Source organism: Arthrobacter sp. A5, assembly GCF_051131705.1.
Lineage (GTDB): Bacteria > Actinomycetota > Actinomycetes > Actinomycetales > Micrococcaceae > Arthrobacter_M.
Genome location: NZ_CP180316.1, coordinates 1737951 through 1757844, shown reverse-complemented (window position 1 = coordinate 1757844; position 19894 = coordinate 1737951). Strand labels below are relative to the sequence as shown.

The window sequence follows — 19894 nt, the reverse complement described above, 5'->3', positions numbered from 1 at the left end:
TGGCGCCACCTGGAGCCCATCCGGTAGATGACCTCGCCGCTGGTCAGGTCGGGTTGTGCGCCGCATTGCAGATAACGCGCGCGCCAGTCCGACCGCAAAATCGGACATCCGCCTGTAGCCCGCAGACAGCGCGCCCTGGTGTCCGGTGACGGATCCCCTTACGGACGCACACCGCCCCAATACCCGGAGCGTTTTTCCGCTTCTTGAGCTGAACCAGGAGATACCTGCCTCAGAACGCCCTTAGCGTACGATTTTTTCCGTTTTCTGAAGCGACTCCACCCAGAGGCCGGTCACCTGAGCGTCGCCGGCGGGAGCGCGCCGTGCTACTGCAGCCGGACATCATGCTGGGAGCAAGTCTCATCACGTTCCGCGCTCCAAAAGGCAACGAGTCAACTGCTGTCGAAACCCTCCGGCGGCCCACTGGACATTCAGATGGCAGCCGACCGGGCGATCGCTAGCGACGAGCCAGCAGGAGATCTATTCACAGCCTACGGCCGTCGCATCGTCGACGGATTGGCAGACCTACTTACCGTCTACAGGTCGGCCGCCGTCGTACTCGGCGGAACTGGCTCTTCCTACTATCGCGCCTATGGCCACGCGCTGGAGTCCCGCCTGCGTGAGCTGAACACCTACGCTGCCGTTCCACCAGTAGGTGGGTCACAGGCCGGGGACCTCGCGGAGCCACAGGCGCGGCACTACTTGGCCTCCGCCGGGTAACTCCAGCGCAGATGACTCAGGAGTGATCGATGACGTCAGGTCTGGCGCCTACGCAAAATAGTTTGCTGCGCGCCCTACGCGGCTCGTAGCTACTGCCAAGCGTGCGCGGCGAACTACTCATTCGGCTCGGCTGCACCGCAGAAGCCCGCTCCGAACTGCTCACCCCGGCCACACTCGCCGCAAGGCAGCGCGAGAGCCCGTGCCACGCACCAAAGCGGAGGCCCTTGACCTGAAACGCTGGTCGGCTGCCCAGAGCCGACTGGTTCTGACGGAATTTCGCCCACCCGGGCTGCTTTGCACCGTGTCCAGTCCGGCGCGCACGCCGAGCCGAGCCGCTGGCCGCCGGCTAAGAAGCCCAGTCGGCGTCGCCGTACGGTCCGTGGAAATGGGCGCGGAGGTACTCCCCCACAACTGCGGCCCCGAGATCCGCAGCGTCGGGCGCGACGACGCGGCCGTCGATTCGGCGGGCCATACCCTGGACGAACCGGTCGAGACCCGGGTCGTCGCCGAGCCGGAAGAACGTGACTTGCGTGCCGACCCGCCCGAGGCGGTCGAGTTCGGCGACCGTGACGCGGACTGTCTCGGGGTCGGGCGGCCAGGAGAACCACGACTCGCCCTCCGCCAACAGGTGCGCGGTAGGTTCGCCGTCGGTAACGACGAGGAGGACGGGCTGCATTGACCGGTGCTGGTGGAAGAAACGCTTGGCCAGCAGCAAGCCGTGATGCAGGTTTGTTCCCTGCTCCCGCACCGCCGGCAGGGCCGTGAGCGCGCCGATGTCCATGGACTGCGCATAGCGGCCGAATGTGATCAGCTGCAGCCGGTCCCCACGGAACCGGGTTGAGACGAGGTGGTGCAAGGCGAGCGCGGTGCGTTTCATCGGCACCCACCGTCCCTCGGCGGCCATCGAGAACGACACGTCGACGAGTAGGACGACGGCGGCCTGGGTACGCGCTTCCGTTTCCGTCACCTCGATGTCGCGCACCCCGAGGCGCAACCCGCGGCTCGGATCACCGCCGTCGGCCATGGTGCGGCGGATCGCGTTGGTCACGGTGCGCGTGACGTCCCATGGCTCTGCGTCCCCGAACTGCCACTCACGACTGGAACCGGTCTGCTCGCCGGCGATGCCAGCGACACGCGCGTCCCGGTGACCCTGCCGGCCGGACAGTTGTTTGGTGGTGTCCCGCAACAGGGATTTCCCGAGCCGTCGCATGGCCTGGGGGGACAACCGGAAGTCGCCGTCATCGCCGCGCTGCAGATAGCCGCCGTCCTGCATCGCCCGCTCGATCTCGGCGAGGGTGCGGGCCGTCACGGCGGCGTTCTGTCCGAGCTGGCGGGCGAGGGCGTCCAGATCCAGATCGTCAAGGCGTGATCCGTTGTAGGGCTGGGAGAGCTGTTCGGCCAGCCCATCGAGTTCGGCGATGTCTTGGAGCACGCCTGTGCCGTCGCCCAGCCCAAGTCCCTCCTGGCCCTCGAAGCGTTCGGAGCCGGTCCAGTCCTCGCCGGGGCGTAGGGAGCGCAGGCTCGAGTCGAGTTGATCGAGCTGGGCCATAAGTTCGGGCGAGCCGAACGCCTGGGCCGAGAGGCTCATCAGCTCATCGCGCTGCTCCTGGGACATCGATTGCAGGAGCCGCTGGGCCGCGGCCGCTCGCTGCGCGAGGGCATCGACCAGTTCCTCCACCGATTGTGGGGTCTCCGGAAAGAACCTGCCGTGCCGCGCCATGAAGTCCTGGAAGTCCGCGTCCGTGTCCTCGCCGCGTCGGTGATTGTCGAGCAGCTCGTTGAGGTCGCGCAGCATCTCGCCCACGGCCGCGCGGTCCTCATCAGTGGCGTTCTCGAGCGCTTGTTTCATGCCGGCGAACCGCTGGTCGAGGACCTCACGGCCGAGCAGATCCTTGATCCGCTCGTAGGCCTCCCGGGCGCCGCTCGACTGCCAGTCGTAGGAGGCGAGTTCGTTGACCGCTGCCGCCGTGGAGTGGGGCAGGTTCTGCAGCTGCATCTCCCGGAATGCGCGGTCGGTGTTGTCCATCATGGCGTCGCGGGCGAGCTGCTTGCGCTCTTCCAGCACGGCCGTGTCGAGAAGCTTCTGGACCTCGCTGAGAGTGCCATCCAGCCGGTGGCGGTTCAGCAGATCCTGTCGGCGCTGCTGAACTTGGCCGGCGAGGTCGTCGAGGCCTTCACGGTTCCGGCCGCCGCGCCGCAGGAACTCCTGTAGGGCGTGCCGGGGCGAGTAGCCCGCCATGACGTCCTCGGCGATCGCGTCGAGCGCCTCGGCCAGGTCGACCGGCGGAGCGAGTGGGTCTGGTCCTCCGGTGTACCGGCCGTACCTGGAGGATTGGTTGTGAGCGCGCATGATGCTGCCTTTTCCTTTTCCTATTCCTATTCCTATTCCTATTCCTATTCCTATTCCTAACCGTAGATCGTCTCGCCGCCGTCGGACTCCTTGGAGATCCGCCGGGCAAGGAAGAGACCTTCCAGCGCCAGTTCGACGGCGGCGGCGCGCTGCCCGTCGTTTTTCGCGTCCAGGCGCGCGTTGATCTCCTCGTAGAGACCGGACCCGTCGAGGGACGGGAGATTTTCGAGGAACTCCCGCGCGGTGACCTGGTCCCCGGTGGTAACGGTCGTGTGGCCGTCGAGCGCCGCCACGAGCGGACCGAAGTCGAGACCACGGTAGTGCACCCGCACGGCTTCGACGGTGGCCATGCGCAGGAGGTGGTCGAGGACGTCTTGTTCACGCCCCTCCTCACCCGATTCGAACTCGATCTTGCCGGTGAGGACTCCGACCGCCGTCTCCACGTCTACAATCCGCGCGACCGCCTCGTCCTCCCCGCGCACGGTGGCCCGTCGCAGCGCCGCCGCAGCGACGGTCTCGGCGCCCGCGATGGCGAACCGCGCCGAAACCCCGGATCCCTGGTTGATGGCCGGGGACTGCCGCAGCGCACGGGTGTAGCGGGCCAGGATCTCGAGGATGACGGGCGGCACGTCGGCGACCAGCCGCCCCTCTTGCGCGATGACGGCGACCTCGTCGTCCAGCTCCATGGGGTAGTGGGTGCGGATCTCGGCGCCGAAGCGGTCCTTCAGGGGGGTGATGATCCGGCCGCGGTTGGTGTAGTCCTCAGGGTTGGCGGACGCGACGACGAGCACGTCGAGCGGCAGCCGCAGCACGTAGCCCCGGATCTGGATATCGCGCTCCTCCATCACATTGAGCATCGCGACCTGGATGCGCTCGGCGAGATCGGGCAGTTCATTGATGCCGACGATGCCGCGGTTGGAGCGCGGAACGAGACCGTAGTGGATGGTTTCCGGGTCCCCGAGCCGGCGGCCCTCGGCAACCCGCATCGGGTCGACGTCGCCGATCAGGTCGGCGACGGAGGTGTCCGGGGTGGCGAGCTTCTCGACGTAACGTTCCGAGCGGTGGCGCCACGCCACGCGCAGCTGGTCCCCTTCAGCGAGCGCACGGACCCGGGACTGCTCCGTGATGGGTTCATATGGGTGTTCGTTCAGTTCCGATCCCTCGATCACCGGCGACCACTCGTCGAGCAGCCCGACCAGGGTGCGCATGAGCCGCGTCTTGCCCTGTCCCCGCTCGCCGAGCAGGACGACGTCGTGGCCAGCGATCAAGGCGCGCTCAAGCTGGGGAAGGACGGTCCGGCTGAACCCGTAGATTCCAGGCCACGGGTCGCGGCCCGCGGCGAGCGCGGCGAGCAGGTTGTCGCGAATCTCATGGCGCAGGTCCTTGTGCGCATGGCCTGCTGCACGCAGTTCACCAAGGGTGAAGATGTCGGGGCGATCACTCATGCCTCAACGTTAGTCCTCGAACGTGCAATGAATCGAGTATCAGACTTCTCACTATTCCGGCGCGTGAGTCCATGGAACCACATACGCTGGATGTTGATGACTGTAGCAACGCCGTCGGCACCATCAACACCGCCGAGCACCCTGCTCCTTCTGGTGCGGCACGGGGAGACGCCCACCACGGGCACGGTGCTGCCCGGTCGCGCCCCCGGACTGCACCTGTCCGACCAGGGCCGGGTCCAGGCTGAACGGGTCGCGGAACGGCTCGCAGGTCTTCCGGTGGATGGCATCTACTCCTCACCGCTGGAGCGCACCCGGGAGACCGCAGAGCCCACCGCCGCCCGCACCGGACTTGAGGTGAACGAGAACGCCGGCCTGATCGAGTGTGACTTCGGCGAGTGGACCGGCGCCCCACTCGCCGAGCTGGCGGGCTTGCCGCAGTGGCAGACCGTACAGCGCACACCGTCGGCCTTCCGCTTCCCGAACGGGGAGAGCTTTTCGCAGATGCAATCGAGAATGGTGGAAACGCTCGAGGCGCTGTGCGCCGCCCATGGCGGCGGCGTCGTCGTCGGCTTCTCCCACGCCGACCCAATCAAAGCCGCCCTCGCCCACGCCCTGGGTTCGCATCTGGACCTCTTCCAGCGCATCGTGGTCAGCCCGGGCTCGGTTTCGGTGATCTCGTACGTGATGGGTCAGGCGCCGGCCGTACTCATGGTGAACTCGACCTTGGAACCCTTGAGTGGGCTGAGGGCGCCGTGAAAGGGGACAAACCGTTTCCCGACCGGGAGCTGACCCTGCTCGCCGAGGGCCGCGTCGAGCTGCTCGGACGCATCCTGCGCAGCAGCAACGCAACATTCCTTGTCCAAGTCTCCTGCGGCGACGACTCGGCCTGGGCGGTCTACAAGCCGGAGGCCGGGGAACGGCCGCTGTCCGATTTTGAGCCTGGGCTGTACCGGCGGGAACGCGCGGCGTACCTGCTCAGTGAGTACCTGAAGTGGGGCATCGTGCCGGCAACCATGATCCGCGAGGACTCCCCCTTGGGGATCGGGTCGGTGCAGCGGTTCATCGAGGGCGACGTGCGTGAGCACTACTTCACACTGTACGTGGACGCACCCGAGACCCATCGCGCCTTGTCGCAGATCGCCCTGTTCGATTGCATCGCCAACAACGCTGACCGCAAGAGCGGGCACGTGCTGCGCGGCCACGACGGGCGGGTGTGGGGCATCGATCATGGGCTGTGCTTCTCGGCAGGGAACAAACTGCGCACCGTGATCTGGGACTTCGCAGGCGTTCCCATCCCCGGTGCCCTGCTTGAGAACATCTCCCCGCTCGCCGACACCGTGCCTCCCGACGTCGCCGAACTCCTCGACAGCGCGGAGGTCGCCGCCCTGCAGCGCCGGGTGCAGCGCTTGCTGCGCGAGCGGGTACTGCCGGTCGACCGCACCGGTATGCGTTACCCGTGGCCGCTCGTGTAAGCGGCTGGACCGATGCGAAAACTTCTCCCTATGGTCCCTGAAGCTGGACGCTGCGGATAACCTAGGGAAATGGAGGGCAGGTGAAGATCCGCAGTGCCGGCATTCTGCTGTACCGGCAGAGCGACGCCGGGCTGCAGGTGTGGATTGCGCACATGGGTGGACCCTTTTGGGCCCGCAAGGACGCCGCAGCCTGGTCCATTCCCAAAGGTGAGTATCTGGAAGACGAGAATCCGCTGGCCGCCGCCCGGCGCGAGTTCGAGGAGGAAATGGGTGTCCCGCCGCCAGCCGCCGACTACCGGTCCCTGGGCAGTTTCCGGCAATCCTCCGGCAAAGTCATCACGTTTTTCGCCGCCGAAGCGGACTTCCGGCCCGAACGGATTATCAGTAACACCTTCCCACTGGAGTGGCCCAAGGGCTCCGGGCGGGTCAGGCACTTTCCCGAGGTCGACGGCGCCGGCTGGTTCACCGAGCCCGAAGCCCGCACCAAGCTGGTCCGCGGCCAGCTGCCCGTCCTCGACTCACTGGTCCAGCGCGTCCAGGCTTCCGGGGGCTGAAGAGCCGCACCGCCGTGTTGGCCGTGGGGCCAGGACCAGTCCGAAGGCGAACCGGTCGCCGTCCACAGACCCAGGCAGAACGGGCAGGTGATCAGTTCACCGATCGCCTTGCGCGGACCGCGGCCCCGCACCTCTTCCGCCAGCTCCGCCTCGCCGCTGGTTCCTTTGAGGCGGGTGAAGGGCGCGCGGAGCGGGCTGGTGACGGGATCCTTTGTGATCAGCCGGGATGGCTTGTGTGTGGCCACAGCCACCAGGGCAATATCGCCCCACGATGAATCCGGCAGCGGGCGACCCAACCGCCAGACAGCCGCACCGAGTCCCGCGGTTAGAGTGCCATAAGCCCCCATCAACCCCAGATAGCCGCCAAGGGGAAGCTCGGCAGCCCCGGCATGGGCCTGCTTTCGCGGCGCGCAGCTGCAATGAGCGGCCACAGACCGCCCTTTCCACCAGCGTTCCATCCACTACGGATCGACGCGAGGGGGCGCTTGGGCATGTCATGGGTAGGGTTTTCGGATTCCATCGTGCAACTCCCTCATCCTGATGCTGGGCAAATCTTGGGCGCGAAGTGCCACCTCAGCCGCAGGCCGGCCTTGCGTTATCGTTCAGAAGATGACGACAACGACATGGATGCCAGTGGCCAGGATCGGCATCTCCGGCTGGCGCTATGCCAGCTGGCGGGGCAGCTTCTACCCGCCCGGCCTGGCACAGCGCAGGGAACTTGAATACGCCGCCGCGGCACTGAATTCCACTGAGCTTAACGGTTCCTTCTACTCGCTGCAGCGCCCGTCGAGCTACCTCCAGTGGGGCCTCGAGACGCCAACCAACTTCGAGTTCGCCATCAAGGGCGGACGGTTCATCACGCACATGCTCAGGCTGCGCAACGTCGACACCGCTCTTGCCAACTTTTTCGCCTCCGGGATGCTGGCCCTTGGCCCCAAGCTGGGCCCGGTGCTCTGGCAGCTGCCGGAGCGGATAACCTTCGATGCCGAAGTCCTGGGGTCATTCCTGGGCCGCCTTCCGCACGGCACGGCAGCGGCCGCCGTCCTGGCCGCCGGGCATGACGAGCGGCTCAAGGACCGCAACTGGACGGAAACCGATGCAGACCGGCCGCTGCGCCACGCACTGGAGGTCAGGCATCCCAGCTTCGCCACCGAGGAGTGCTAAGAACTGCTGCGCCGGCACAACGTCGCACTGGTGCTGGCCGACACCGCCGGCCGGTGGCCCTTCCTCTCCCGGGTGACCAGCGACTTTGTCCACGTCCGGCTGCACGGCGGGGAAGAGCTCTACGTCAGCGGATACAGCGATGAACAACTGGAGCAGTGGGCGCACCGGGTCCATGCCTGGCTCTCCGGTGCGGGCTGCCCCGATGGCCAAGGACGGGACGTGTATGTCTACTTTGACAATGACGTGAAGGTCCATGCGCCCTACAATGCAATGGAACTGGCCCGCCGTGTCCAGGCCCTTGGCGCTGCGCCGAAGTCCAGTGAAGGGCAGTAGCGTCTCCGCCTCCGGAGAGGATGCAGCGCCTGTTCTCGACCACGGACTGGGACCCCGACGCGCTGCGCCATGACCTATGCTCCTACGTTGTCCAGCACCTCGCTTCCATCGAGGGCATGCTGATCCTTGCCGAGACCGGCTTCCTGAAAAAGGGCAAGCGTCCGGGCGGGGTCGCCCGCCAGTACTCGGGCACCGCAGACCGGGTCTAAAACTGCCAGATCGGTGTGTTCCTGGCGTATGCGACCGCGGCCGGGCGGACGTTCCTGGACCGCGCACTCTACCTGCCCAAGGCATGGAACGAGGATGCAGACCGGTGCGCGGGCGCGGGCATCCCCGCGGAGCGGGAATTCGCCACGAAACCGGAGCCGGCCAAAGGCATGATCACCCGCGCCCTCGATGGCGGCATGCCGGCCAGGTGGGTGACCGGAGACGCCGTCTACGGCCAGCACTCAGGACTGCGCAAGGCCCTGGAAAAACGCAGCGTCTACGACGCGCTGAACGTACCCGTAAACCAGCGCGTCATAGCCAAAATGGAGCCTATCGGCAAGGAATACCGCGCCGACCGGCTCATCGCTTCACTCTCCCGGCGCTCCTGGCGGATCCGCTCCACGGGAAACGGCGCCAAGGGCGACCGCCGCTATGCTTGGGCCCGTGCGCGCATCAACGGGGCGAAAGATTCCGAAAACGAGTACTGGCTGCTCGCCTGCCGGCCTTTGTCAGACCCGGGAGATCTGGTTCGCTCTAACCTCCCACGCACACCCCGTGGACTTCGTCCAGGATCTCAACGGTGAACGGACACTCTCTCAGAGCCCCGCATCGGCACCATCCTCGACGTCGCCCGCCGAAGTGCCATGGATGCAAGCCCGACCGGCACGTGCGGCTGTGAACGCGGCGCGAACGATTTGTCCGGGCTGCCCACCAGGCCGGCCCCTCAATCGACAGGTCCGCCGTCTTGGGACATCCAGTAGTCATTGATGGCCTGCACAGCCTGCTCCTTCATCATCCGGGCAACCACTCCTTCATCCATCCCGACGGTGTGGGTGAGCTGCCAGACCAATGCCAGGTGAAGCGCCGCTGCGGGCACGGGCGCCGCCCCGCGCGCCGGCAGCATGCCGTCCTCGACACAGGCCGAGAACTCATCATCACCGACCACGAGTTGGTCCTGGAGAATGTCCAGATCGACGGCGAGTACGTGATGCGGTCCACCGGCCGAGAAATCCGCGTCTGCAGGATCCTCCCGTCGGGCAGGGCCAGCCGGCAGGTTGCGTGGTGCCTCACGGGCTTCCCACGGGCATTGACCACCAACTCCCAGTGCTCGGTCAGGCAAAACTTCTCGTGGTCGTCCCGTCCACCCAGGCGCCGGACGCTCACGCCACGGAGCCGGTGAGCCAGGCAGCCAGCTGCTCATCGGTTGACAGGTCGATGAGCTGGACCAGCGCCCAGTTGTCCCGATGGTTGGGTGCGGCATTCAGGTGGTCTTCCCAATCCTCCGCATAGTCGCGTTATGCGTCTACAAAGCCCGCCAGGGCCTCCCCCAGCTGCGTGGCCTCGGCGGCAAGTGGCTGCCCCGGCATGAAGACGGCCCAGGCGCCGTCCTCATTCACGACCTGAACGTTCGCCACCACGGTTAATTCCAGATACCGGCGCAGGCTCTCGCCATTGACGACGGCGGCCGGGGCCCGGTCGGGGCGGCGGATCGTGGACAGCCCTCCCCGCTCGCTGGAATCCAGGATTGCCTTCAGTGAGTCCCGGGCCTGGGTAAAGCCGTAGGTGCGGCTGCCAGCCACCAGCAGATAGCCTATGTCCCCCGTTTCGAACAGGATCTGAGTGGTTACACAGCAAGGTAGATTAGGACCATGGTGCTGGTAAACAACCTCACGGTCGACTCGTTGGCAACGGCGATGCGGACCCACCTGCTCCCGGCTGATGCGGACGCCGTAGAGCGAGCCCGGTTGACGTGGGAGCTGGGGCTGGAGGGCGAAGTCCCTCAGACGATGGATGATGTCAAAGCGTTCATCGACTCCCTCTTCGAGGAGTATGGGGAGAACATCGACGACGGGCCCGGGGTGTGCGCGATGCTCGTCCGTGTCCGAGGACTCCTCGGGGAGTTCATGGCCCCCGCCGACGCGGATGCGGCGATCGAGTCGTTCAGGCGGTCGTCCGAGTCGCACACCGACGAGGTGAAACGGGTCCGACGGGATTGGAAAACCGAAACGTCGGGCGGGCGCGAAGGATCAAGATGATTTGGTGGCTCTACTGGATGGTCGCCGCCATCGTGACGGCCGTGGCCGTCGGCCTGGCGATCGCCTCCGGTCATGGACTGAACGTGCTCGTGGTCGCGATCCTGGCGCCGGGCGTCTTCGGCATCATCGGCGGCTTCCTCGCCGCCATCTTCAGCTCCATCCGGCACGAACCCTCCCACGGACCACTCCATGTGGAAACGCCCATTGACTTCTCCTGAACCCACCACGCAGATTACGGACCTCGGCGCTCAGGCGGGCAGCGTGCTCTCTGCTGCGTGTTGTACAGCAGGTCCCCAACCCCGATCACAATGACCAGCGAGGTGGTTTTCAGCATCCCAATAACCTCGTTGCCCACCGGAGGGATGATCACCTTCATGGCCTGGGGAATGACGACGAAACGCAGGGTGTGCAGCTGGCTGAAGCTCATCGAACGTGAGGCCTCCGACTGGGCCGCCGGGACGCTGAGCAGCCCGGCCCGCACCACTCCACGAAGGTGGGGCCCCAGGGGATTCCGAGTCCGATTTTAGGAAACAGGACGGCGGAAAAGCCCCAAAACAGCAGCTGGACCAGCGGCGGCGTTCCCCGGAAGAACCAGATGAAGGCCCCGGAGACCCCCTGCAGCAGCCAGTTATCCGACATCCTCATGACCGCTACCACCAGTCCGACGACGAAGCCGATAGCCATGGCGATAACGGTCAGTTCCAGCGTTATCAGCAGACCGCCCAGGATCCGGGTATCCAGGAAGTACTTTCCCACCGTGGTCCAACCGAATCCGGGGTTGGTTATCAGGGTCCACACACCGTAGACGATGGCAAACAGCACGACGACGACGGCGACGATCTGGCCGGGCCGACGGCGGCGCAGCACCGGCTTGGTGGTCAGCGCCAGATAGGCGTGGCCGATGTCCGGTTCGCTGAGCAATTGGCGGTCGTTCATCTAACCCTCCACGGTGGGATTGATCTCCGCCGTCTTCACAGCTGACGGCGTCAGGTTCCATGCGGCCATGATCTTACCGTACGTGCCATCATCAATCAAGGACTGGACGGCGGCCTGGAACGCCTTGGCCAGCTCGCCGTCGCCCTTCGCCATAGCGACACCGGCCAGGGACGGCTCGACCAGGATCGAATCGATCTGGGCGAATGACTCCGGCTGGACCTGCGAGTAGTAGGCGGTGAGCGCGTTGTCCGCCAGCATCGCCTGGGCTCGGTTGGAGGCGAATGACTGGTTTGCGCTGTCCTGCTGGGGCAGTAACAGCGCAGTGATGGCCGGCTTACCGGCCTCGGTACACTGCTTTCGAAGTTCGGCAGGACATTCAGGGCCGGCGTCGTCCCGGTTTGCGCGGTCACCGTCTTACCGCACAGATCCACGACTGTGTGGAAACTTCCCTCGTTGCCCTTCTTGACCATCACCGATGTTCCGCCCTTCGTGAAGCTGACCATGTCCACCACGGTTGTTCGTTCAGCAGTGATGGGGAAGGCGGCCCAGGAGACGTTATAGCGTTTGGACTGGAGCCCGGCCAGGATGCCATTGAAGTCACCCCTCGTGATGTCAATTTTGATGCCCATCTTGTTGGCCACAGCCAGAGCCATGTCCGATCCAGGCCGATGATCATGCCGGTGTTGTCGGTGAAATCGATCGGCGCATAGGTCGGGTCCGTCACCAGCAGCATGCTGCCCTTGGACAACACGTCGGCCGGAAGCAGGCCCTGCACCTTCGTGTCCAGCGTTACTGCCTGCGCCGCCTGATGTCCGCCCTCCCCCAGCGCCGGCTTCGACGTCCCGGACGCATCGACCGCTGCCGCCGGCGCCTCGCTGTTGGTACAGCCTGTAGAGGCAGCGATCAGCAGTGCAGAGACCGCCAACAGGCAGGATTTGGTAAACATGGTGCTCTTGGTCATCGTGTCTCCAGTGGCAAAAGTTGGGCTTTTCTCCCGACCGCCATGTCCCACGTCTGCCTGGGCACGTTCTCCCGGGTCGGCGTGAGCACGGCTCGTGCACAGTCCGGTCAGCAAACTGAACCGCCTCCAGCACGGGTGGGACGGTCGCGACAGAATCAAGTCCCCCCGTGTAGATGTTCCGGCAGCAGGGCGAGAGTCTGATGGGACAGGTCGCGGCGGACGTGGGCTGCGCAGATACTGCCGGCAACACCCTGCACCCACGCGCGAAAGCTAATACCGGGCAGCTCTCGACGACGATGCCTGGACCGCCGACGTCGAAGCCGCAATCGCAACGTTCGGCAACCGTGCGCGCAACGAGATCCTGCGTTATCTTGCTGCCCATGCGCCTGCTCCCCGCGCAGACATTGTCGATGCGGTCACTGTGGGCCGACGAGCCCAACGTGGCCCAACACCGCCTGGTTTTGGAGGGTGCCGGGGCTATTGGGGCTGATGTTGAACCGGGACGGCGGCACGGCCGATCGCCGCGATACTTCGTCAAACGAGGAACGTGTCAAGGACCTGCTGGCCGCCCATCTTCACTACCTGCTGGGAGGTTAGCGGCTGCCTGCTCCCCTTTAGGCTGAAGTCCGATGTCCTTGTTCAGGTATTCCGAAATGACCCTAAGGGTCTCTGGGGAAACGTCCCCCGGAGTTCGGGCGGCAAATGATTTAACCTGTGCTGCCCGCAGAGCGCGGACAATTCCAGCTGCGAATCAATGCGCACCGGCAGATCGGTCTCCTCGCCGGAGAGAAGATACGACGGATCCACGTTGAAAATACCGCAGATTGCCGAGAGCGGTATGGGGTCTGTCACGAGCCGGCCGTTGCCGTCCTTCATGTAGAACCACCAGGCCCGGGAGAGTTTGACGACCCGTACTGCGAGGGCTTCCTGGACCTCACGGAAGGTTACGGGATTTCCCCGTTCGGCCACGACGACGTCGAGGAGAAGATTCAGGCCACGGGCCAGCTGGGCCCCTCGCCGCTGGTAATCTTCGGGCGTCACCGGTCATCACCGACATAGCCCAAATGCTACGCCGCTGTATACACACTTTCAGGTTTTGTGCACACACTCAGAGCCCGAGGTGGGACTCGAACCCTGGATTCCCACTTGCAAACGCTGGGCACCCGCGGAAACATGCGGAATCCTACAGTCCGACGCACTCGGGGGTCAGTCCGGCAGGAAATGCGTTGACACTGTCAACACGCCCAATCCGGAAAAGTCGGGGCGATGCCCCGGACGCCGGAACACCTTGCAACCGATATAACTTCTTGTTCAGCAAACATCCACCGGACTTCACCACCAACTGCCTTTAGTTGCGAACCGGATCGTCCGTGCCGGTTTCATTCCTTCCAGTCGATCCGTTGGATTGCGTGCTTGCCTCGTTCGCAGATCTACAACACCCAGTGGTGGTCCCACTTGTGGGCAGCAAACTTGATCACACTGCGATCTGGGAGTTTGGCTTGCCAGTGTGCAGCGTTGGCTTCCAGCCGGGCTGGAGGGCGCGTTTCGGTGGTCAATTGATCAGGCGCGCAGGTGAGCGATCACCCCGTCCGCTATGAAGTCGGCGTACTGGTCTAGGGTCCAGCCGCTGCGCAGCACGAGCAGGTCATACACCTGCGGGGAGCTGTAGGTCCAGAGGATGTCGCCGACCCACTCGATCGGAATTCCGTCCGGGAGGTGTCCGGCGTTGGCGATACGGCGCGCGTTGTCGGTCATTCGGGCCCGGCGAGCGTCGTCGAGTTCTTTCTGAAGTACGGCGATTTCTTCGTCTTGTGCAGCGGCGGCGTGGACGACCAACAGGATAGGCGCGACTCGGGGTGCGACCTCGGATGCCAGCCGACCCCACCCGCGCGCCAACGATCCAAGTTCGTCGGCGGCCAGGGCATCGGAACGGGTCTCGGCCGTTACCGGGCTGACGCCCTGTAGCGCCTGGGCAATGACGGCTTGGACCAGGCCTGATTTGCCGGCGAAACGCTTGTACACCGACTCCGCTGAGACCCCGCACGCCCGTGCGAGGTTCGGAATCGTTGTCGCCGCATAGCCATCGCGCAGCAGCATCTCACGCGCGGTGTCCACCAGCATTTGGGTTGCTCGTTCCGCGCGGGCACGTCGCGCCGAAACGTCATATCGCCTCTTGACGTCGGTCATCGCTCACCCCATGATTGGATCATTAGTTACAGACTACTGTAATGGAATCTAGGCTCTCATGAATGCCGACGCACATCCGTTCCTCCTCACGCTCCAGCAAGCGACGAACGCCCATGATCTGGACGCGCTCGTGGCTTGTTTCAGTCCGGCCTATCGCAACCAGACACCCGCTCACCCGAATCGGGACTTCCAGGGCGAGCAGCAGGTCCGTGCCAACTGGCAGCAAATTTTCGCCTTCGTGCCTGATGTTCACTCCAGGGTGTTGCATTGGGTGGCGAACGGCCCCGACGTCTGGTCGGAGTGGGAGATGAGCGGCACCCGGCGTGACGGCACCCGGCACCTGATGCGCGGCGTCATCATCTTTACCCTCCAGCACGGCCAGGCTATGTCGGCCCGTTTCTACCTCGAACCCGTCGACGAGAACAACGGCGCGAACGCCGACGCTGCTGTCAGGCAACAAGTGCACGCGGCGACCTCGTCATGATCCGGCAAACATGATTGTGATCGCCGGCGGCAGTGGGCTGGTCGGCCGGCAGGTGGTCAACGATATTCTCCTCCGGGGCGAACAGGTCCGGGTGCTCGTTCGAGACGCCGGACGTGCACGCGCCGTGCTGGGCTACGACGTTGACGTGCGGGCGGTTGACGTCCGTCAGCCCGGCCTCGACGAGGTGCTGGGCGGTGCGTCGGTGGTCGTCTCCGCAGTGCACGGATTCCTCGGCGGCCGCGGCGCCGGACCGAGAGATGTCGACGAGCGAGGCAACGCCAATCTCATCGATGCGGCCGCTATGGTCGGTGCCAGCGTAGTGCTGGTCTCGGTGATCGGTGCTGCCGCTGATGGCCCTCTCGAGCTGTTCCGTGCGAAGTACGCCGCCGAGCAGCACCTGTTCGCCAGCGGCGCCCCATGGACCATCGTGCGTGCGTCTCCATTCATGGAGACCTGGCTGGGTATCCTCACCCAGACGGCGGGAAAGTCGGGGCGTCCGGTGGTCTTCGGGCATGGCCATCAGCCCATCGCCTTCGTCTCCGCAACGGACGTCGCAGCCGTCGTCAGCCGCGCTTGCACAGACACAACACTTCGCGGGCAGCTCGTTGAAGTGGCCGGTGAGCCAATATCGATGACCGAACTCGCGCACGTGCTTCAGGCGGCGCGCGGCTGGAACGGCACGGTACATCACATACCCCGCCCGGTGTTGCGGGCATTGGCCGCGCTCGCCCGACCCGTCAACCCGGCCTTCGCTCGCAAGAACCAGGCCGCAGCCTTCATGGATACCGACCGCTCCTACACGCCGACCACCGAAGCTGCCAGGGTACTGGGCCGAGCGCCACTGAAAGCCTCCGACGTCATTACCAGACTCGGCAGTATCTGATTCCATGGCCCCATGCCCACCAACAGCACTTCGGGCTGGGAGGCTTACTCTGTCATGCTCAGTTTTAACAACCTTCGGACGGCCACGACGTTCGCCCCATGAGCTACCCACGAAAAAGCCGCGGACTCGCAATCGTCCGCTCCTGGTGGTCGCCGGTGGTGGGCGCATTCATCGTCGCAGCCGCCACCGGCCCGGGGCTCGCTTCACCGCCGCGCCTGGTCCGCTCCGGGTCAGGGCGTTGTGCAGTCGGCGGCGGACATTGGCCCGGGACCAGCCAACCGCGGCCACCAACCGGTCCAAGATCTCGCCCCGACCCTTCTTTGAAGCCCAGAAATACTCCGCGGTTTCCTTCTTCGTGATTTCCCTGCGCGCAGACAACGTCAACCCATAACCCTCCCTCCAGCACACCAAGAGTGCCCGGCCGTGGCCAGAAATTTTGCGGCTCTTGTGACATATCCGTGGGCGTGACCTGCGCGCCTTAACGACCACACGCCGCTTTCTACCTAGGATTTTTGACTGTCAAAGGTACAAAAATCGAGGTTGGAAAACGGCGTGCAGAAATCAAGCATATGGTGCACCCTGCTGGGTGTCGAAAAAACGATTGTCCGGGGTCTGGATTTCGAGGAGGACACCGGTGTTTTCATCGCCTTGGTGAGCCCCATGAAGTCCATGCGCAACCGGTGCGGGATCTGTTCCAGGCGGTGCCGCCGATACGACCGCGGCGGTGGTCCCAGGAGATGGCGGACCCTGGATCTGGGAACCATCGAAACCTACCTGGTCGCCGAATCACCGCGGGTGCGCTGCCCCGAGCACGGGGTCACCGTCGCCGCCGTCCCGTGGGCCCGGCACCAGGCTGGCCACACCAGGATCTTTGACCAGCAGATCGCCTGGCTGGCCACCCAGACTTCCAAGAGCGCTGTCACCCAGTTGATGCGCATCGCCTGGCGCACCGTGGGCTCGATCATCGATCGGGTTTGGAAGGACACCGCCGCGACCTTCGACCCGTTCGCGAACCTGACACGCATTGGCATTGACGAGATCTCTTACAAGCGCGGACACAAGTACCTCACCGTGGTCGTGGACCATGATTCGGGCCGGCTCATCTGGGCCTCGCCGGGACGGGACAAGGCCACCCTGGGCAAGTTCTTCGACGCTCTGGGGGACGAACGGTGCACCGAGATCACGCATGTATCCGCGGATGCGGCCGAGTGGATCGCCACCGTCGTGGCCGCGCGCTGCCCCCAAGCGGTCCGCGTGGCCGACCCGTTCCACATCGTCATGTGGGCCACCGACGCCCTGGATGCAGAGCGGCGCACCGCCTGGAACCGGGCACGGAAAGCGGCCCGGGAGAACGAACCGGCCCGTGGCCGCGGACGACCACCCAAGGTCGCGCCGGAGAGGCCCGACAGTGAGCGGGCCACCAAGCTGAAGAACAGCCGCTACGCACTCTGGAAGAACCCCGAGGACCTCACCGAAAAGCAGCAGGCGAAGCTGTCCTGGATCGTGCAGACCGACCCCGTCCTGGGCCGGGCCTACTACTTGAAGGAAGGGCTGCGCACGGTCTTCAAGCTCCCTTATGCCGAAGCCGTGGTGGCCCTGGACCGATGGGTGTCCTGGGCCAGGAGATCCAGGATCCCCTCCTTCGTGAAACTCCAAAAGGCCATCGTCAAGCACCGCGACAGCATCCTGGCATCCATCGAACACGGGCTGTCGAACGGACGGATTGAATCCATGAATACGAAGATCAGGCTGATCACCCGGGTGGCGTTCGGGTTCAAGTCCCCCGAGGCCCTGATCAGCCTGGCCATGCTCAGCCTGGGTGGCCGTAAACCGGTGCTCCCGGGACGGAAATGACCCACGGATGTGTCAGGAGAGCCAATTTTGCGAGTATTTTCCAAAGGATGTGCATGAATCGGTCCCCCCGATACGATTTGGGCGGTGCGGTGGCCGCCGAAGGGCGGTCACTGGACTGGGACACCAGGGATGGTCTACCAGGAAGCCGACGCCCCACGGGTGAAATTGTCTGGTCCACGGGGTGGTCGTCCAGGCTATGCCGTGGACCAGGCACGGTGCCGGCCACACATACCAGTTCGACGCGCACGTGGCGTGGCTGGCGACGAAGACATCGAAGACCGCGGCGCGTGAGCTGATGCGGACCGCGTGGCGGACGGTGGGGAAACGATACCCTGCGGACTGGGGATGTCAGCTGGCGCCGCGGGGCTGCTTCAGGCTCGCGGCCCGAAGAGGTCAGCGACTGTCTCTGCGGTCTCTGAGAGGGTAAGCACCGAATCTCCGGCCCGCAGTTGCATGCCGCCTCGGACTTGGACAAGATGTCCGTCGCGGCGGACCATGCTGATCCAGCCGTCTTCGCCCAGCTCCAGATCAGCGATTGTAGCCCCGTCGGCAGCGGAACCTTCGGCAACAACAAACCGGTGGAGGCCGTGCGGTTCATCGCTGAACCGCATTCCAAGAGCCCATGGCTGCTGCTCCACCCGACGCATCGGCACCTGGAATGTGGACGCCAAATAAGGCAACAGGCCCCCCTGAAGGACAACCGAGATAAGTACGACGATGAAGATGATGGAATACATGGCTTGGGCGTCTTCGGCACCGGACCCGAGGATATACATGCCCAAAAGAATCGGCACAGCACCCTTCAGCCCGGCACCAAGAATAAACGCCCGCTCCCCCAGCTTGAGTTTGATCCTGACAGACAACAATCCAACCAGGACCGGTCGGATAACAAGGATCAGCAGCCCCGCCAGGGCAAGACCGATCATTACCACTCCCGAGCTGAGGACGTCGCGAAGTGAGACACTCAATCCCAGTACGGCGAACGCGACAATTTCCGAGATACTGGCAATACCGGAGGCAAAACGCTCGATCTCCAGTTTGTAAGGCGCCCGGGAATCACCAACTATGATCCCTGCCAGGAAGACGGCGAGGAACCCCGATCCGTGAAGCATGGTGGCCGCCGCGTAGATGAAAGCGGCGCAGGCGATCGCCCGTACCGAATGGAGCGACTCGTTCGGCAGGCCAACATGGCGCATCAATTTCATCAGTCCATAGCCCCCGAGGATCCCGACAACGGCTCCGACCCCCATCTGCAGGAGGAATTCGCCCACGCCTCCGGCCACCGCTGACAGGCCTCCGCCGCCGGCGGCAAGGAGACTGGCCATCAGGGCAATGCCGACAGGATCGTTCGCGCCCGACTCTCCTTCGAGGATCGTCCCGCTGCGGCCGGCGATTTCACGGCCTCCGAGGACTGAAAAGACCACCGCGGGGTCCGTGGGTGAGAGCGCCGCTCCCAACAGCAGCGACGCTCGCCAGTCAAACCCGAAGAAGTAATGGGCGGCTGCGGCAAGGGCGGCTGCCGTCACAGCCGTCCCGGCAACTCCGATCCAGACGATCGCGGCCGAGGCACTCCGGAAGCGTCTGAAGCCAATGTGCATTCCACCGTCGAACAGAATGAAGACGAGGGCCACCGTGACAATACGCTCGTCAACTTTGATCGGCACCTGGCCAAGGACCGGAAAGAGGTCCGATGCGACTGCTGCAACGACGAGGAAGAGCGCCGGAGCGGGAACGCGTATTCGCTGGCCCAGGCGGTTCGACGCGACTGCCACCATCAAGGCTGCCGCCACCAGGAGGATGACAAGACTGAAAGGCTCTACATCAGGCACAGTCGAAGCCTACTCTCCCGGCACGGACCCGGCCCCGGGCCCGGCGGTGAGGAAGCAAGGTGCAGTCGCGGCGTCCATCAGCCGATACATAGCTTCCCTAAGGCCTTTGCGGATAAGCGAAACATTTGCTGGCCACGCGGTGGCGAACCCGATGATCATGCCAAGCTGCATGAGGAACCAGTAGGCGGGGCTAACCCAGAAGTTTACCACCTGTATATTCCCCTCGTGGAGGCCACGGACACGGCTGTCGACGCGCCGTTGAGCAGGGCAAGAGAGAAGTTGGGGGCCGGCGTGTCAGTTCAGCGCTGCTGGAGCCCGACGGCGGTCCTGCCGCCGGCTGCGCGCCGCCGACGGAATTCCCGGCCGCCTGTGGCAGCAGATCGACTGCCATCTGCGCGATGGCGTGGGCGAAGGGGGCGGTATTGGCGGATTCAGTACCGAACTGCCCCATGGCCGCTTCATTGCCGGCCGGATCGATGAAG

The 19894-nt window shown here is 64.7% G+C and carries 22 protein-coding genes and 4 pseudogenes; 12 read left to right on the top strand and 14 right to left on the bottom strand.

From position 1 onward, the window contains the following. Positions 1-264: 264 nt before the first annotated feature. Complete coding sequence (locus tag ACLLJI_RS08110) at positions 265-717, top strand: ROK family protein (protein WP_434621358.1); 453 nt, start codon at positions 265-267, stop codon at positions 715-717. A gap of 346 nt (positions 718-1063) precedes the next feature. Here the strand turns inward: ACLLJI_RS08110 and ACLLJI_RS08105 are convergent, their stop codons facing one another. Next, a complete protein-coding gene (locus ACLLJI_RS08105) occupies positions 1064-3067 on the bottom strand; it encodes a vWA domain-containing protein (RefSeq protein WP_434620047.1) in 2004 nt (667 codons plus the stop codon). A 56-nt stretch (positions 3068-3123) separates the two neighbouring features. Next, positions 3124-4512 (bottom strand): magnesium chelatase, encoded by a 1389-nt coding sequence (locus ACLLJI_RS08100; RefSeq protein ID WP_283560707.1) that lies wholly within the window; start codon positions 4510-4512, stop codon positions 3124-3126. 90 nt (positions 4513-4602) lie between these two features. On the opposite strand from ACLLJI_RS08100, the gene ACLLJI_RS08095 reads away from it, so the two are divergent. From ACLLJI_RS08095 to ACLLJI_RS08085, 3 genes are all read left to right on the top strand, one after another. Continuing rightward, positions 4603-5268 carry an MSMEG_4193 family putative phosphomutase gene (locus ACLLJI_RS08095; RefSeq protein WP_434620044.1) on the top strand — a complete coding sequence of 222 codons (666 nt, stop codon included), beginning with the start codon at positions 4603-4605 and terminating at the stop codon, positions 5266-5268. Beyond that, the gene (locus ACLLJI_RS08090) at positions 5265-5984 is read left to right on the top strand and encodes an SCO1664 family protein (RefSeq protein ID WP_434620042.1); all 720 of its coding nucleotides are present in this window, start codon (positions 5265-5267) and stop codon (positions 5982-5984) included. Before ACLLJI_RS08095 ends, ACLLJI_RS08090 begins: the two co-directional genes overlap by 4 nt. 80 nt (positions 5985-6064) lie before the next feature. After that, positions 6065-6538, top strand: a complete 474-nt coding sequence (locus ACLLJI_RS08085) for an NUDIX domain-containing protein (RefSeq protein WP_434620040.1) — start codon at positions 6065-6067, stop codon at positions 6536-6538. Between the two features lie 62 nt (positions 6539-6600). On the opposite strand, the pseudogene ACLLJI_RS08080 reads toward ACLLJI_RS08085, so the two are convergent. Next, positions 6601-6885 (bottom strand): annotated as a pseudogene (locus tag ACLLJI_RS08080) (DUF1360 domain-containing protein); the annotation flags it as partial. Positions 6886-7078: 193 nt separating this feature from the next. On the opposite strand from ACLLJI_RS08080, the pseudogene ACLLJI_RS08075 reads away from it, so the two are divergent. Together ACLLJI_RS08075 and ACLLJI_RS08070 are read left to right on the top strand one after the other, a co-directional pair. Beyond that, positions 7079-8035, top strand: a pseudogene (locus ACLLJI_RS08075) (DUF72 domain-containing protein). Between the two features lie 20 nt (positions 8036-8055). After that, positions 8056-8826 (top strand): annotated as a pseudogene (locus ACLLJI_RS08070) (IS701 family transposase). 140 nt (positions 8827-8966) lie between these two features. Here ACLLJI_RS08070 and ACLLJI_RS08065 read toward each other — a convergent pair. Together ACLLJI_RS08065 and ACLLJI_RS08060 are read right to left on the bottom strand one after the other, a co-directional pair. After that, a complete protein-coding gene (locus ACLLJI_RS08065) occupies positions 8967-9362 on the bottom strand; it encodes a hypothetical protein (protein WP_434620037.1) in 396 nt (131 codons plus the stop codon). Between the two features lie 175 nt (positions 9363-9537). Further along, positions 9538-9822, bottom strand: coding sequence for a hypothetical protein (locus tag ACLLJI_RS08060; protein ID WP_434620034.1), 285 nt, complete (start codon positions 9820-9822; stop codon positions 9538-9540). A 69-nt stretch (positions 9823-9891) separates the two neighbouring features. Between ACLLJI_RS08060 and ACLLJI_RS08055 the strand changes: the two genes are divergently transcribed. After that, positions 9892-10278, top strand: a complete 387-nt coding sequence (locus ACLLJI_RS08055) for a hypothetical protein (RefSeq protein ID WP_434620032.1) — start codon at positions 9892-9894, stop codon at positions 10276-10278. Then, positions 10275-10496: a hypothetical protein gene (locus tag ACLLJI_RS08050; RefSeq protein WP_434620030.1), complete on the top strand. Its 222-nt coding sequence runs from the start codon at positions 10275-10277 to the stop codon at positions 10494-10496. The genes ACLLJI_RS08055 and ACLLJI_RS08050 overlap by 4 nt, the downstream gene beginning before the upstream one ends. Before the next feature lie 14 nt (positions 10497-10510). On the opposite strand, the gene ACLLJI_RS08045 is transcribed toward ACLLJI_RS08050, so the two are convergent. From ACLLJI_RS08045 to ACLLJI_RS08020, 6 genes and pseudogenes are all read right to left on the bottom strand, one after another. Then, complete coding sequence (locus ACLLJI_RS08045; RefSeq protein WP_434620028.1) at positions 10511-10759, bottom strand: ABC transporter permease subunit; 249 nt, start codon at positions 10757-10759, stop codon at positions 10511-10513. Continuing rightward, complete coding sequence (locus ACLLJI_RS08040) at positions 10702-11214, bottom strand: ABC transporter permease subunit (RefSeq protein ID WP_434620025.1); 513 nt, start codon at positions 11212-11214, stop codon at positions 10702-10704. Before ACLLJI_RS08040 ends, ACLLJI_RS08045 begins: the two co-directional genes overlap by 58 nt. Then, complete coding sequence (locus ACLLJI_RS08035; protein ID WP_434621801.1) at positions 11215-11472, bottom strand: hypothetical protein; 258 nt, start codon at positions 11470-11472, stop codon at positions 11215-11217. A 248-nt stretch (positions 11473-11720) separates the two neighbouring features. Beyond that, a pseudogene (locus tag ACLLJI_RS08030) lies at positions 11721-11843 on the bottom strand (hypothetical protein); the annotation flags it as partial. Positions 11844-12814: 971 nt separating this feature from the next. After that, positions 12815-13216 (bottom strand): hypothetical protein, encoded by a 402-nt coding sequence (locus ACLLJI_RS08025; RefSeq protein WP_434620022.1) that lies wholly within the window; start codon positions 13214-13216, stop codon positions 12815-12817. A 519-nt stretch (positions 13217-13735) separates the two neighbouring features. Further along, positions 13736-14362: a TetR/AcrR family transcriptional regulator gene (locus ACLLJI_RS08020; RefSeq protein ID WP_434620019.1), complete on the bottom strand. Its 627-nt coding sequence runs from the start codon at positions 14360-14362 to the stop codon at positions 13736-13738. 58 nt (positions 14363-14420) lie between these two features. Between ACLLJI_RS08020 and ACLLJI_RS08015 the strand changes: the two genes are divergently transcribed. Both ACLLJI_RS08015 and ACLLJI_RS08010 read left to right on the top strand, forming a co-directional pair. After that, positions 14421-14846 carry a nuclear transport factor 2 family protein gene (locus ACLLJI_RS08015; RefSeq protein ID WP_283560718.1) on the top strand — a complete coding sequence of 142 codons (426 nt, stop codon included), beginning with the start codon at positions 14421-14423 and terminating at the stop codon, positions 14844-14846. A 10-nt stretch (positions 14847-14856) separates the two neighbouring features. After that, positions 14857-15729, top strand: a complete 873-nt coding sequence (locus ACLLJI_RS08010; protein ID WP_434620013.1) for an SDR family oxidoreductase — start codon at positions 14857-14859, stop codon at positions 15727-15729. 168 nt (positions 15730-15897) lie between these two features. Here ACLLJI_RS08010 and ACLLJI_RS08005 read toward each other — a convergent pair whose 3' ends face one another. Then, positions 15898-16113: a hypothetical protein gene (locus tag ACLLJI_RS08005; protein WP_434620010.1), complete on the bottom strand. Its 216-nt coding sequence runs from the start codon at positions 16111-16113 to the stop codon at positions 15898-15900. Positions 16114-16281: 168 nt separating this feature from the next. On the opposite strand from ACLLJI_RS08005, the gene ACLLJI_RS08000 reads away from it, so the two are divergent. Further along, the gene (locus tag ACLLJI_RS08000) at positions 16282-17583 is read left to right on the top strand and encodes an ISL3 family transposase (protein WP_434613694.1); all 1302 of its coding nucleotides are present in this window, start codon (positions 16282-16284) and stop codon (positions 17581-17583) included. 196 nt (positions 17584-17779) lie between these two features. Then, on the top strand, positions 17780-18010 hold the full coding sequence (locus ACLLJI_RS07995) for a transposase family protein (RefSeq protein ID WP_434621355.1): 231 nt from the start codon (positions 17780-17782) through the stop codon (positions 18008-18010). On the opposite strand, the gene ACLLJI_RS07990 is transcribed toward ACLLJI_RS07995, so the two are convergent. Together ACLLJI_RS07990 and ACLLJI_RS07985 are read right to left on the bottom strand one after the other, a co-directional pair. After that, positions 17955-19412, bottom strand: coding sequence for a cation:proton antiporter domain-containing protein (locus tag ACLLJI_RS07990; protein WP_434620007.1), 1458 nt, complete (start codon positions 19410-19412; stop codon positions 17955-17957). The genes ACLLJI_RS07995 and ACLLJI_RS07990 overlap by 56 nt on opposite strands. 9 nt (positions 19413-19421) lie before the next feature. Then, positions 19422-19622 carry a DUF4396 domain-containing protein gene (locus ACLLJI_RS07985; RefSeq protein ID WP_434620004.1) on the bottom strand — a complete coding sequence of 67 codons (201 nt, stop codon included), beginning with the start codon at positions 19620-19622 and terminating at the stop codon, positions 19422-19424. Positions 19623-19894 lie beyond the last annotated feature (272 nt).

Bases quoted from the DNA above. Each gene is read 5' to 3' on its own strand.
- ACLLJI_RS08015 (WP_283560718.1), top strand. From the start codon at position 14,421: ATGAATGCCGACGCACATCCGTTCCTCCTCACGCTCCAGCAAGCGACG.
- ACLLJI_RS08040 (WP_434620025.1), bottom strand. From the start codon at position 11,214: ATGAACGACCGCCAATTGCTCAGCGAACCGGACATCGGCCACGCCTAT.
- ACLLJI_RS08020 (WP_434620019.1), bottom strand. From the start codon at position 14,362: ATGACCGACGTCAAGAGGCGATATGACGTTTCGGCGCGACGTGCCCGC.
- ACLLJI_RS07995 (WP_434621355.1), top strand. From the start codon at position 17,780: ATGCCGTGGACCAGGCACGGTGCCGGCCACACATACCAGTTCGACGCG.
- ACLLJI_RS08035 (WP_434621801.1), bottom strand. From the start codon at position 11,472: ATGCTGGCGGACAACGCGCTCACCGCCTACTACTCGCAGGTCCAGCCG.
- ACLLJI_RS08095 (WP_434620044.1), top strand. From the start codon at position 4,603: ATGTTGATGACTGTAGCAACGCCGTCGGCACCATCAACACCGCCGAGC.
- ACLLJI_RS08010 (WP_434620013.1), top strand. From the start codon at position 14,857: ATGATTGTGATCGCCGGCGGCAGTGGGCTGGTCGGCCGGCAGGTGGTC.
- ACLLJI_RS08105 (WP_434620047.1), bottom strand. From the start codon at position 3,067: ATGCGCGCTCACAACCAATCCTCCAGGTACGGCCGGTACACCGGAGGA.
- ACLLJI_RS08050 (WP_434620030.1), top strand. From the start codon at position 10,275: ATGATTTGGTGGCTCTACTGGATGGTCGCCGCCATCGTGACGGCCGTG.
- ACLLJI_RS08100 (WP_283560707.1), bottom strand. From the start codon at position 4,512: ATGAGTGATCGCCCCGACATCTTCACCCTTGGTGAACTGCGTGCAGCA.
- ACLLJI_RS08055 (WP_434620032.1), top strand. From the start codon at position 9,892: ATGGTGCTGGTAAACAACCTCACGGTCGACTCGTTGGCAACGGCGATG.